Here is a 13,961-nt window from a genome sequence, read left to right as displayed (position 1 = left end):
AATTTATTCTCTATGATAAGACTGCTAAAAGGAAATTTATATAAATAGACAAATACAAAAATGAATCCGAATATTATAGGAAAGATAAAGTCTATACTAAATAAATCAATATGGTCAAGAAATATACTTTTTAGAAAAGTGAAACAGAAGGTGAAACCAATCGTAAAAATGAATGAGCTAATTAACCAAGGTTGATAAATGAGTTTTATTTTGTCTTTCGTCGTCAACATATTCAAATATACATAAAATAAAAAATGCAGTAATAAGACTACTTCTGAATTTAGCACTTAAAAAATCCGAAAAGTTCACCATATTATATTTTTTTGTCATGACTATTTTTGTTTTCATTAAATCTTATGAATCGTAAAGTATTGAAAACAAAATAAAATGAAAAGAAACAATTTAGACGGAAAAGTCGTATTAATAGCTGGTGGTGCAAAAAATTTAGGAGGTTTATTAAGCCGAGATTTTGCTGCAAAAGGAGCTAAAGTCGCAATTCACTATAATAGCGATCAGACAAAAGTTGAGGCTGAAAAGACATTGACAGAAATAATAAATTCAGACGGACAGGCATTTCTATTTCAGGCAGATTTAACAAAAGTAGAAAATATTAAAAAGCTTTTTGAAGAAACAAAAAATAGATTTGGAAAAGTTGATATTGCGATTAATACAGTAGGAATGGTTTTGAAAAAAACATACCTTGAGACAACTGAAGAAGAATATGATACTATGTTTGATATTAATTCGAAAGTGGCCTATTTCTTTATTCAAGAAGCAGGAAAACATCTTAATGACAATGGAAAAATATGCACGATTGTAACATCACTTTTAGCAGCTTATACAGGATTGTATTCTACTTATGCTGGTTCAAAAGCGCCTGTGGAGCATTTTACGAGAATGGCTTCTAAAGAATTCGGGAATCGGGGAATTTCTGTTACAGGAGTTGCACCAGGACCAATGGATACACCATTTTTTTATGGACAAGAGGAACCGGAAGCTGTAGCTTATCATACATCTGCTTCTGCGCTTGGAGGATTAACAGATATAAAAGATATTGCTCCTTTGGTTGAATTTTTAGTAACTGATGGTTGGTGGATTACAGGGCAAACGATATTTGCAAATGGAGGTTATACAACAAGATAAAAATAAATAATCAAGTATAAAATAAAGTTTTAGATAAAAAACATCAAAGATAAAAAACAGGTAAAACATTTGCAAATAAAGGATTTGTGACTGTTTTACACTTTTTGGTATTGCAATAGAAAGCAATAAAATGCACGAGATTACAAAAGTTAGGTTACCAAATCGTTACTTTATAAAATCTCTAAATAATTTTTAAATTGCTGTTTTTCAGTTTATTGCATTGTGTTTCATGTTGTTTCCAAGCTCAATAATTTTTAATTTTAATATTAAGAAATCTTCAGTTATGGAAACTAAAAAAAGATCAACGTTCAAGGTATTATTCTACCTTAAAAAGAATGCACCAAAAAAAAACGGACTGGTGCCAATTATGTGCAGGATAACTGTCAACGGCAAGCAATCCACATTCAGTGCAAAACTAGATATTTCTGCTTCTGCGTGGGACTTGAAATACGGAAGGGTTTCAGGCAAAAGCAAAGAGGCACAGAGTCTCAACACTAGACTTGACAGCATACGTTTGGGTATTGAAAGGTGCCACTCAAAAATTATGGATAGTGATGGAAGTGTGAACAGCAATAAGCTGAAAGATGTTTTTCTTGGTATGGACAGTGGAGAGCTGACATTTTTTAAATTCTACGATAAATTTTTACTGGACTTTGAGAAAAAAGTAGATAGTGGACTTAGAGCATACGGTACTCTAGGAAAATACAAGAGTCTTTTGATTCACCTCAGAAGTTTTGCTCTTTCGAAATATAAAACTTCTGATATTCCTTTCAAAACAATTAATTGTGAATTTATTCAGGAATTCGATTACTATCTTCGTAATGACCAAAGTCTGGAACACAATACAATCTGGGTTTATATGATTGGGCTAACAACTTTGTGCCGACTGGCACTAAGCAGGAGACATCTTTCCAGCAATCCATTCAGTGAATATAAGAATACTAAGAAAGATAGAGATCGTGGATATCTGCTACGAAGTGAATTGGAACAACTTGTTATTTTTGAGTGTATTAAAAAGAAAGATGAATTGGTAAAAGACCTTTTTGTTTTCAGCTGTTTTACTGGGCTTTCTTATTCTGATATAAAAGGATTGAAAAAAAGCAATATTCAAGAGTTTTTTGATGGCAAGGAATGGATTATCATTCGCAGGAGAAAAACATCGACCTCATCCAATGTGATGCTTTTAGATATTCCAAAAATGATTATCCATAAGTATGAAGGTTTTTCCAAAAATGGACTCGTATTCCCCGTACCTGCCAATAATAACTGCAATGAGAGCCTTAATAAAATATCCCAATTGATTGCCTGTCTTGAAAACAAAAAAGTAACATTCCATTTGGCACGCCATACTTTTGCTACCTTATTTCTCAGTGAAGGTGTTCCGCTTGAAAGTCTGAGCAAAATGATGGGACATAAAAATATCGCAACTACACAAATCTATGCAAAAATATTAAACGAGAAAGTAGGAAAAGATATGGAGAAGGTAGCCGAAAATTTTAAAGGGATGGAAAGTTATTTTATTTCTTAAATCTAATTAGAATTGAACTAAACGAAATTCTAAAATATTTATAATTATAACATTTACATGAGGATTTTTGTAACTTTTTCTCGTCCTTTTATTGATAAGCTTTTCGAGGTTGCACCTTGTGCAAGACCTTTAATGTGGTATTTGCAAAAAGCGCTATGTCTTGATAAATATAATTGCTGATAGAGCAGGCGAATTAGCTTTATCTTCTGTTTTTATTTAGTAAGTTACTTTTTATAAATTCTCAACTAAAAGTATTTTTCCTAATAAGGCATATTTGTATATTTGATTTTGAGCATTTTGTGAAAAAATGAAATCTTATATAACTATTATTAATGAACGAAGAAGAAGTTAGAGGGAAATTGCTTTTACCATTTTTAAATGATTTAGGCTTCAATGTTTCTGAAATCAAATTAGAATATTCATTTACTATAAGACTCGGAAAATCACAACACACTATTAAAGGTAGGTCAGACATTTTATGTAAAGGAAATGGAAGAAATTTATTCATTATCGAATTAAAAAATGATTCAATTTCCATAACTCAAAATGATATAGACCAAGGAATTTCATATGCGAGGTCTCTACTAGACGATATTGCTCCATTTACAATAATCACTAATGGACATACAACGAGAATTTTTGATTCAGTATCAAGAATTGAATTAACGGGTCAAAAAATTTCTGAGCAATCATCTTTTTGGAGAAATGGATATACTCTTTCTACGGATGAAGAGTTAAGAATAAGGTATGAAGCACTTAAAAAATTTGTTTCATTCTCTACTGAAAATTTAATGTTATTTTGTGAAAACCAGGTTCAAGATAGAATGGGACCAATTATAGGAGCTATCAACACTCCCACTTCTAAATTTGTCAAAGATCTTTATTGTCAAAGACAAGATTTACTTTTTGCATTTAATCGTTTTCTCAATTCTGATGCAAAAATTTTCAGTGTGGTAGGTTCTGCTGGTGTTGGAAAAACAAATGTAATTTGTTCATTAGCTCTCCAAAACTTAGAAGATAAATTTGTTTTTTTTTACAATGCTTCAATAATTAATAGATCACCATTAGAACATATTGCGCAAGATTTGAATGGTGTTTTTTCCAGTAAAAGTGATAGTGATTTAGTTTTAAAGAAACTTGATGAATTAGGAAGATTTGTAAATAAACAAGTTCTACTATTTATTGATGCGATAGATGAAAGTATTAATCCAAATATTTCACTCGAATTGAGTGAGATTGCTCTTGCTTGTAGGAATTTAAGTAACGTAAAGTTATGTATTAGCTGTAAATCGAATATTTGGGATAGTATTTTAAAAATAAATGGAACTCCATCACATTTATATGAAGAACTGAATAAATTTCCAGAGATAACTAATAAGCCTTCTGGTAATATGGGATTCTTATTAGAAGATTTTACTGATGAAGAAATGGAAAATATTATTCCAGTATATAAAAGTGTTTTTGGCTTTCAAGGCAATATTTCAAAGGAATTATTAAAAGAATTAAGAAATGGATTCTTCTTGAGAATATTTAGTGAAGTTTATAGCCATAAACAGATACCAGATAAAATTAATGATAAAGAGTTAATAAAAATATACATCAGACAATCACTTGAAAAAACGGAACTAAGTTTAGGTGCAGAAAAGGGAATTAGAATTTTATCAGAAATCGGAAAAATATTACTGAATTATGATTATACATCATTAGAAGCTTTTAAAGATGAGGGATTGGATGTGGATAATTTGCTTAGAAAATTAAATTTTTCAATTAAAGAGAATCTGCCTGAAGATTTATTTACAAGAAATATCCTTATTAAATCTAACAAAGAAGATTCTTATAATATATCATTTTACTATTCCAAAATTCGAGATTACATAATATGTTTCCATAGTTACAATTTAGACAAACTAAGTGATACTGAATTCTATAATATACTTGAGAAATTTTATCAAAATTATATTGGTCAGAGTGCTATTGATTTTTATGTTGAAAATGCAAGTCATTCACATATGTTTACTCTTGCGAGGTTTAAAAAGGATAAAGCTCTCCAATATGTAACAGATTATAATTTGTATTTAGATGAAAATTTTAAAAATTTTAAAAAATTATTTGACCCAAGAACGGATGGTGAAATTGGAATTATACTTCCAAACGACCTTATAAATAAAGACGGTTATGCTTTGTTTCATTTAGAACCCAATGCAAAAAAAGTTCAATTAAAAGATTTAAAAGACCCTTTTTCAGATTTGGATAGATGTGATTTTTTAAAGATGGGAGTTAATTCTGTTTACGGAACTAATACATCGCTTTTGGTTCCCGACCAAAATAAGATTATCAAACAAAATCTATTTAAACAGCTAAAAGATATTATTCAAAAAGGAAGACTTACCACATATAATTCTGATGTTTTACTTTTCGAACAAATATCCTTGATACTTTACTATTATCATAAAAAATTAGGTTATGACTTAAAGGTAAATGATTACTATCTCCCAAGATTCGAAGTAATTTATCCAATTGATTTAACGGATTTACGAGATAGAGTTTACAGGTTTAGAGTATCTTATCACTTTACCCACAGAAAAGGTTTTTCTTCACCTACGCTTGATGAAAAAGTTGAAGAAGCAATAAGTACGAATTTAGAGATACCTGAACTTCATTTTGGAGGAGATGCTGCAATTTACGAAGAGTTATTTAAAATCGTAAACATTCTATTAGAAAGAGGATATAAAGAAATTAAAAATTATCATTTACCATATCCAAATAAATCAGTTGCTGAAGTTAAACAATTTCACGAACAAGATAGAAGACAGAATTTAAATCAAGTAAGAATTTCTCAATATACTTCGAGTCAAGCAAAATTATACATAGAAAGTTTTTTTAAACATTTAGAATCCTGTTATAGAGCTTTTGTAGAAGATAATTTTCCAACTTTAAAAAGTGAATTATCATTCTATACAAATTGCCCACACGAATACTTTTTCTATATGAAAGACTCTGATGTTCTCAAATGGGGGTTATTCGGATACCGCCCTTCTAATGGTGAAAATGTAAAAATTTATTATAATAATAAGTCATCGGAGAAAGCTTTTGAAGAAGATGGTGTTAAAATTTTAAGACATTTTTCACTTAATAGTATTATCCATTACGAATACGATCGGGATCGGGTTCAAACGATTTATGGAATAAAAACACCTAAAGTTGATGATTTTTGTGTTATTAGAAATTGGATATACAAATTACTTAGAAGTGATATGGAAAAACTTTTTAAAGAAAATAAAGATTAATTTTCAGAATAATTTTAGAAATAAATAATAATTATGCAATTCTTTTATTCATACGCCGCAAAAGAAAAACTTAAATCATTAAGCGAACGGCTTAAATATTTGGCACGTAATAAAAATGCTTATTCGGCTCATATTGACCAAAATATAAAATCTGAAAATCTCCTATTTAATCTTTCTTTAATTATTTCTCATATACTTATTAAATTAAAATTTATTGATAGAAGCAAATCTGTATTTGAATCCATAATTGAAGAGTATAATAAAACTCAAGGTACCACTTTAACATTTGGTGATTTTTATAAAATACATTGGATTAGAACAGTTAACGGAGATGTGATTGTGCCCGAATTAGTCCGAAATTTCATTTGGCAAGTTGGTTATTACGAAGAAGAAAATAAGCCTATAGAAATTCCATCCGATAAAATGCATTTTGTTCGATGTTTACAGATTTATTTTCAAAATTGTTTCGAAAATGAGCAACCAAGTATTACTGGAATCGAATTAAATGACATTTTAAAAAAGTATGCTCCAAAACAAATAACTATAAATTTTCTTAAGGAAAAAAACATAATTGACTACAATATAGAGGGCAATGTATTCTATTGGAAAGGACAAAATGATTACTCAAGATACTTGAAAAATGAAATTGCTTCGACACTTTGGTTGTTGATTGGTGGAGAAAATGCTACAATAAAACAATTTGAAAAATATTTTAAGATTATCTGGGGAACTCAAATATGCGTTGGAAATTTAGATGGATTTCTTGCTCAAGAAAACACAACAAAAGTTAGTGAACTTGCAGTAGAATATTTAAGTTCAGAAAATGATTTGTTAAAATCTGATGATGAATTTAGAAAAATATGGCTTGATGCGAATCGTTATCAACACATTGATATTAAAGCTCAAATTCCAAATGTTAAATTCAATTATAAAACATCTTGGGATTTTATTGAGAGTGTAAATTTTCACAAAAGGTACTATCATGAATTCTTTGATTATCAGAAAACACGAAGCTTTTGCTATTCACTTCTTAGAATTATTGTTCATAATGAATCTAAAGATTCTCGACCTTATAAAAATGGATTAGAGATTTTAAAAGATACTTCTAAACCATTTTTAGTATGGTCTTTATATCATGAGATTCCTAGTGAATTTCCTTTTGTCATTCCTTATCTTTTAACCGATTCTGAGTTAATCCCAATCGCATTTAAAATGATTGATAAGATGGGAATCGATGATAATTTTTTAAGTGAACAATCAAATAGGGAGAGAAAAGATGAAGAGCGATATGAATTAATGAATAATTTATGGCTTGAAGTATTCGACTTTACATTAGATGAATTTTGTTCCACTACTTCTGACAATGAAAATAAAGGAGAAGTAATTTCGAGAATTTTATTTGATTTAACAGAAGAAGTTTTTAGATACAATAATAATTCAAACAATATTATTAGCCACAATGCTTTTAGAAAACGCTATGATGAAGCATTAAAAAAATTAAGCATTAAAAGGATAAAAGATATAAATATATACCCAAAACCATTTATTAATCCAAGAATAATTATTGCATTATTGCCAAGTATTATCGATCATATTAGAAATAATATAACCAAGGTTTTTGCGCAGTATAATCAATTTTTAAAATTAAAATCTCCTCTTTTGGATTTATCAGTAGAAATATTACGATTGGGTAATATTCGATTTTCAGAGGATGAAATTTCAAAGAGTGAGCAACAAAAACTTGTAGAAAGTACAAAAGAATTAGTTTATACTTTAGAAAAATATTTATCAGAATTTTATTCACAAATCGATATTGAAGTCCAGACGTACAACAAAGGGATAGAGAAACAAAAAGCTGAAAGAGGTATAAATGAATTTGGTTTTGAAATAATGGATTGGGGATACTTATTTCTGCTTTTTGAGAAAAATAATATTTTAGAAGCTTTCCATAATAATTTTGTTTTATACTTGAATTTTAATGCCGATGGAGATAAATACGAAAAACAAAATCAAGAACAATTTGAAAAAATCAAACTATACTTAAAATCTTTGATGATTAGTTTCATATCAATTAATCAAAACAAAAATTTATATGAGATTGATGGGTTGCCTGTCAATAAGACATTGGTTCAACTTGAAAAATGGATAAAAGATTTCTCTTTGCTCTATTCTCTTGATGATTTGTCTAATAAGAGAATTGACATATTTAATGAGATGTTTAGTGATTTTGGTTATAATATTTATAATCAACATTTGACAGCATTACTTTATAAATGCATTAATTATTTTAACGATAAAAATCCAAACGAATTCGTAAAGACGTTTTTTACGACAAGCAATGATATCGGAAGAATGCTAACAGCAATTAATATTTTGGATTCAAAAGGGCAACGGGATATTATATCGCAGCGAATTTCAGAAGTTAAAATTGAAGCTTTTATTGACGAAGTGTTTACAACAACAGAACTTCAATATGCTTTGATTGAATCTGTAAATTCTGAAAGCCATTGGGAGTTAGCAAAACCTCTTATAGATAGAATTCAAGAACATTTCGAAAAAATTAAGCACCACGATGAAAATAGAGAAAATCTTCTTTTCCAAGTAAATTTATTACTGGCCTTCAAAGAGAAAGATTATAGAAAGCTGAATGGTATTGAAATTCCTAAAAAGCAGTATATGCATTCCGAAGCTGACAAAAAAATGCAAAAGATGAAGCAGTTTTATATTGCATTATTCAAATTATATAATGACAAAAGCTATGATGAGGCAATTAAATTATTCAGGTCACTTCTGTCAGAGGATACAAAAAATATTAGATATGCTTTTCATCTATACCGCGCAGAAACTTTAAAAGCCATTGAAATAGAATGAATATAGAATTATTGAACCAAGCAAATCAGAATTGGGAGAGCTTTGTCAGTAGTCTTAGTGACGAAGAAAAGAAAGGTTTATCAGAATTAAATGAATCAATAGCAATCAATCAATTATATTTTTTGGCAGCAATTAATGATGCGAAAAGATTTGACCAAACAATAAATGTGCTTTCAAAAAGTTTCTTGTATGACGTTGAAATAATCCCAACTATTTATAAATATTATGTTGAACGAGATTTACAAGAATTGGCATTTGAATATATACAAAATGCAAAAGATTATTTGCTAAACAATAGTGTCAATACTATACCTTTAAATATCAAAAAAATCCTTGACAACGCTGAATCAGTTCAACTTTTACAGAAATATAAAATCAGTCTTGAAAGAATTAGAAACCTTACACCTTCAAAAATTCCAAGTATTACACCTGAAATTATAAATGATAAAAGAGATTTGAGTACATTTATTCTAAATGAACTTGTGCAGTCATTGAAAATAATTATTGAAAAACGAGAAGCAATAAAACAAATTACGCACGAAAATAGATACAATGATTTTTTGGAGGCAATTCTCCGATTTCGTTTTCCTTTTTGGGGATGGGCAATCCAAGACCAACCTAGAATGGGGACTTCTACTGGTGGTGCTGATGCTGGTAATGCAGACTTAGTTGTTCAGTCTGGTGGTGGTGAAAATATTGCTTTAATTGAAGCTTTTATCTTAAGAGATAAAAAATATACAGAAACTCATATTTTAAAGTGTCCAATTTACATTTCTACAATAAATAGATACTATGTTGTGATTTATTTTTTAGGTAATTCTAATGAATTTGATGAAAAATGGCGTGATTACCAGTCAGACGTGTTGGCGATTCATTATCCATCAAACTTCAAACTTGATTTAAACATTGGTTTTAGAGATATAACAAATGAGTTTGAAAATGTAAGAAACATTAAAATTGCAAAGACCATACATAGTACAAATTTAGAAATGAATCATATGATGATTGATCTTTCATAATCAATAGTAATATCATATAAGAAGCCTAATACCGCAGAGAATATTTAGTTCGCTAGTTAAAATAAATTATTTTAACTAGCGAACGACTTTATATTTTAATTTTCTAAATACTGTTCAATATCATTCACATTTTCTTCTCCAAACCAATTTTGAATAACTGCAAGCGATTCATCTGTCAATTTTGACAGCATTAAAACGACTAGATTTTCTTTCGCTCTAGAACATTCCACATAAAAAAGATTTCGAGTTAATGTTTTTCTATCTTCATTTTGATCCACATCACTAAAGAAGTTATTAAAATTATATTTTGCTACCCATTCAGTATCATCAATTACAGTTAAAACATTTCTATATTCATCGCCTTTTGTACCGTGCTTAGTAGAAAAAACGGTCTGATTTTGAATATGCTTCCAAAAGTTGAGTATCTCTTTGTACGGTAATGCTAAAAATGAGTTAAATAAGGTTTTATCTTTTTCAATTCTATTAGTTTTTTCTTCATCCAAACCTTCCAATTCTTGATTAGTTCTAATTACAAAATCATTGTAATTTTTGGAAAAAATTATTTCTTTTTCTAGTAAGCTGTCTAATATATCTTTTACTGTTTTCTTATCTCTATTAATTGCCAAATCATTCAGGAAATCAGAAACTTCTTTCTTTTTGTTGTGTTTAAATTCATTAAGAAATAGCCCATTTTTTTTAATGAATCGAATCACTTCGTTCTGATTTCCTTCTGTCCAATAATTTAAAAGATGTTCTAAACCTACTTTTCTTTCTTGTGATGATTTTTTATCAACATATCCGCAGAATAATTTTATTAAAATATGATTTCGATCTAATAAATTTTCTTTTACTGCTAAGCTACTTCTCTTTGAAAAAATACTATATAAATTTGAAAACCCACCTCTATCAGCTATTCTGCTATTAGCTAAAACTAAAATTTTATCCTTGCTATTCGATTCGAAATTCCAATTTTCTAATTTTAATTTTATTATAGCATCATCATAATATTTATTTTTGATCGCTTTTAAACCATTATTAAATTCTGTTATACCTTTTTTGGGTTTTTCCGGATGATTAGCCCAATATAAAAATCTTACAGTTCCATCAATTTCTTTTTTTGAGACTTGCTGTATATTAGTTCTGAAATTATTTAACAGATGAACAACTGATTTTGAAGAGCGATAATTTTCTTCTTTTTTAATTAATTGTAAAATTGGTAGTTCTCTCTCATAATATTCTTCTAAATCACCTATACCGTTATCATAGATCTTTTGATGTGAATCTCCATAAAAGCCAAGAACAATTCTACTACTATTAGGAATTAACAAATCGTCAATTAGTAATTTAATTGTTTCTTCCGATGTATCTTGATATTCATCTATAAATATATATGGATATTTTTGGGCAGTAATTGAGGTAATCAAATTGTAGTTCTCAAATATCATTTTCGCTAAATCAATTACATCATCGTGATGAAGTTCGCCTTTCTCAAAATCTCTAAAAGATGAATCGTCATAAATCACATTATCGATATTTTCAACACGAGCAGATAAATTCTCTAAGTACTTAGAATCTTTGCTATTAGATTTGTCACTTGCCAATCTTACTTCATTTAATTTGCAAAGTTCAACTTTCAATTGTTTTTGAAATTGCTTTATTGATTGCCATAAAAATTCGTGAATTGTATATACATTTACTAAATCATTATATTCAATACGTTTTATAATTTCATTCTTAGCAACATTGGTATAGGTAATGCAAATTATTTTCTGTCCGTTTAATTCTAATTCAGCACCTCGTTTCTCTATTACATATCGTAATGTTTGAATAAGTGAATATGTTTTTCCGGAGCCTGCACCGGCTTCTAAGACATAACTTTGTTTAGAATCTATACAAGATACTATTTCTTCAATTGCTCCCATATTATTCTGTAATTTCAGTTTTTAAATGATCATTCTTAGCCAGCCATTCTAATCCTTCTTTCACATATTTTGGCACATTCCATTTTAAAGTTTCGGATTCTTCAAAAGTCATTAAATCGAAAGAAAATTCTGTTTTTTTCTTTGAAGTTGGAGCTAAATCGTAAGGCTCACTTTCTAAATTTTTTCCTACAAGAAGCGAGAAAAATTCCTTCACTGTTTTCTCATCTTTTGTTTGAGAAAAGAAATCTTTATTACAATTTATAATTGACTCTTCGAGACTTCGAGATGTGTAGTTATGACTATCCTCGCTAATTTGATAAGCCACTCTGATAATATCGGAATCCATTTTTGCTTCTACCGTTGCTTCTAATAAATCCTTAATACTTTCTTTATTAGGTATCCAAGATTTTAATGTAGAATTTGAAGTTACAGAATTGGGAGTATCAACTTTACAAGCTTTTCTGCTATTTGCAGGATCAACGGAATCTATATCAGTAACAATTAGAACTTTGGTATTTAAAAACTTAAAAAATTCTTGGAATTTATGTGTGTAGGCACCACCTACTTCAATTATTGATACATATTCATTTTCCAACTGTGGAACAATCTTTTTTATAAATAGTGGCATTAAAAGTTTTTCGGTAATTCCTTCAACCATAATTACTTTATCAGCAAAAAACAAATCGCATTTATTTAAGTTCAAATATTGTTTTAAGAATCTAAAAGTATCTGGAACAGTTTCTTTGTGCTTGAATTCATTAAAATCCTTAACTTCAACAATTGATTTTCCTTCATTTAGATATTTACTGAAGTAACGTATTCTTTCAAAACTTCGATTGATATTTAGCCCAGCTTCAGCAACCATATGAGATGAGTGCGTACTTATCATAACCTGAACTTGAATTTTATCGTGAGATAATGTATGTGCTATAGTTTCTCGAATCTGTTCAATAAAAACTTGCTGCATTTGTGGATGAAGATGAGCCTCTGGTTCTTCTATTAAAATCGTTAAAATTTGAGTAATATTGTTTGCCTTCTTCTTTTTAAAATCCTCAATAAATGATACAATCTTCAATACTAAATATATTAAATTGCTGTAACCTAATCCATTGTAATTTTCCGGCAATTCTATACTACCACTTTTATAAAAATATTTAATATTATTCTTTATTATGGTCTCAGGATCAAATTTTGATTTTAATATAATCTCTGGAATATTGATATCTTTGTCAACACCAAATGAACTAAGTTTAGTTAGAATCGTATCTAAAACTTTCGCATATCTCTTATCAAGATCTTTGGAGGTGCCGGCTAAAGTAATTTTTAATTCTTCAACATCATTATTGTTATCAGAGCTCACTGTCTTATAATAATCAGAAAAACCTAAAGCTAAAGACCTATTGTTGTCCATTTTCATATCATCCAACTTTCTTGAAGCTTGAATTGTTTCGAAATTGATGATAGACTGTATCTTACTAAAAATATTGTCATCAATCAAATTTTCTCCACCGAATACACGTATTGCGTAATGACTCGAAATGTTTTCATTTAGCCACTCAATTAGTTGAACTTCTTTTTTTGGACGACTATCGAATGATTTAAAAATACCAATAGTATCTTTAGGCTCGTATTTGAAGAATAATGTTGCATCGGATCGATTCTCATCTAAATCAGATATAAACTCACTAAGATTAATCAACGAATCTTTTATCTTATCATATTCTATTTGAACACCTAAAGTTATTCTTGGAATTTCTTCTATTAATTTTTTTTCGATTTCTTCTTTTTGTTCATCATCAACGATTTCCAATAATTCTTCGCTGTATTTTATATAACAATCATTAAAAGCTTCGTGGCTATTTAGGGAGAAATCGTGAAATGAAATTCGATTTTTATCATTAAAAAATAAATTTATGATCTCAAATAGAGAGGTCTTACCTGAATTGTTCTTACCAACAATTAATGTTATATCGTCTTCAATATTGATTTCGATATCATCTAAAAGTCTAAAATTAGTAATGCTGAGTTTTGAAATTTTCATAGTCTAAGTCTTCGATGGTTTTTTGATACTAGTTTTTTAATGGTAATTTCTAAAATTAACGAAAAATATTGAATGATAATAATTCAATTAAAAATTCATAACATTTTAAGCAAGAAAAAGGCTCAACTAAAAGTTGAGCCTTTCCTATGA

General features: G+C 28.7%; 7 protein-coding genes. 5 read left to right on the top strand and 2 right to left on the bottom strand.

The features are described 5' to 3' along the window. Nucleotides 1-387: 387 nt before the first annotated feature. From H277_RS0105270 to H277_RS0105250, 5 genes are all read left to right on the top strand, one after another. Nucleotides 388-1,143, top strand: coding sequence for an SDR family oxidoreductase (locus H277_RS0105270; RefSeq protein ID WP_019974541.1), 756 nt, complete (start codon nucleotides 388-390; stop codon nucleotides 1,141-1,143). Nucleotides 1,144-1,426: 283 nt separating this feature from the next. Next, entirely contained in the window at nucleotides 1,427-2,671 is a 1,245-nt protein-coding gene (locus H277_RS0105265) for a site-specific integrase (protein WP_019974540.1), read from the top strand. A gap of 332 nt (nucleotides 2,672-3,003) precedes the next feature. Next, the gene (locus H277_RS0105260; RefSeq protein WP_019974539.1) at nucleotides 3,004-5,958 is read left to right on the top strand and encodes a type I restriction enzyme HsdR N-terminal domain-containing protein; all 2,955 of its coding nucleotides are present in this window, start codon (nucleotides 3,004-3,006) and stop codon (nucleotides 5,956-5,958) included. Nucleotides 5,959-5,991: 33 nt separating this feature from the next. Next, nucleotides 5,992-8,829, top strand: a complete 2,838-nt coding sequence (locus H277_RS0105255; RefSeq protein WP_019974538.1) for a hypothetical protein — start codon at nucleotides 5,992-5,994, stop codon at nucleotides 8,827-8,829. Further along, nucleotides 8,826-9,848, top strand: coding sequence for a hypothetical protein (locus H277_RS0105250; RefSeq protein WP_019974537.1), 1,023 nt, complete (start codon nucleotides 8,826-8,828; stop codon nucleotides 9,846-9,848). The genes H277_RS0105255 and H277_RS0105250 overlap by 4 nt, the downstream gene beginning before the upstream one ends. 95 nt (nucleotides 9,849-9,943) lie before the next feature. Here H277_RS0105250 and H277_RS0105245 read toward each other — a convergent pair whose 3' ends face one another. Together H277_RS0105245 and H277_RS0105240 are read right to left on the bottom strand one after the other, a co-directional pair. Then, complete coding sequence (locus H277_RS0105245) at nucleotides 9,944-11,770, bottom strand: ATP-dependent helicase (RefSeq protein ID WP_019974536.1); 1,827 nt, start codon at nucleotides 11,768-11,770, stop codon at nucleotides 9,944-9,946. Nucleotide 11,771: 1 nt separating this feature from the next. Continuing rightward, nucleotides 11,772-13,811, bottom strand: coding sequence for an ATP-dependent nuclease (locus tag H277_RS0105240; RefSeq protein ID WP_019974535.1), 2,040 nt, complete (start codon nucleotides 13,809-13,811; stop codon nucleotides 11,772-11,774). Nucleotides 13,812-13,961 lie beyond the last annotated feature (150 nt).

This window comes from Empedobacter brevis NBRC 14943 = ATCC 43319, from assembly GCF_000382425.1.
Classification (GTDB): Bacteria; Bacteroidota; Bacteroidia; order Flavobacteriales; family Weeksellaceae; genus Empedobacter; species Empedobacter brevis.
Note: the sequence above shows the minus strand (reverse complement) of the source record. Positions and strands in the feature narration are given on the sequence as shown.

What these genes read in the sequence shown, in the direction of transcription:
- H277_RS0105245 (WP_019974536.1), bottom strand. Translation starts at nt 11,770, where the DNA reads ATGGGAGCAATTGAAGAAATAGTATCTTGTATAGATTCTAAACAAAGT.
- H277_RS0105240 (WP_019974535.1), bottom strand. Translation starts at nt 13,811, where the DNA reads ATGAAAATTTCAAAACTCAGCATTACTAATTTTAGACTTTTAGATGAT.
- H277_RS0105270 (WP_019974541.1), top strand. Translation starts at nt 388, where the DNA reads ATGAAAAGAAACAATTTAGACGGAAAAGTCGTATTAATAGCTGGTGGT.
- H277_RS0105265 (WP_019974540.1), top strand. Translation starts at nt 1,427, where the DNA reads ATGGAAACTAAAAAAAGATCAACGTTCAAGGTATTATTCTACCTTAAA.
- H277_RS0105260 (WP_019974539.1), top strand. Translation starts at nt 3,004, where the DNA reads ATGAACGAAGAAGAAGTTAGAGGGAAATTGCTTTTACCATTTTTAAAT.
- H277_RS0105250 (WP_019974537.1), top strand. Translation starts at nt 8,826, where the DNA reads ATGAATATAGAATTATTGAACCAAGCAAATCAGAATTGGGAGAGCTTT.
- H277_RS0105255 (WP_019974538.1), top strand. Translation starts at nt 5,992, where the DNA reads ATGCAATTCTTTTATTCATACGCCGCAAAAGAAAAACTTAAATCATTA.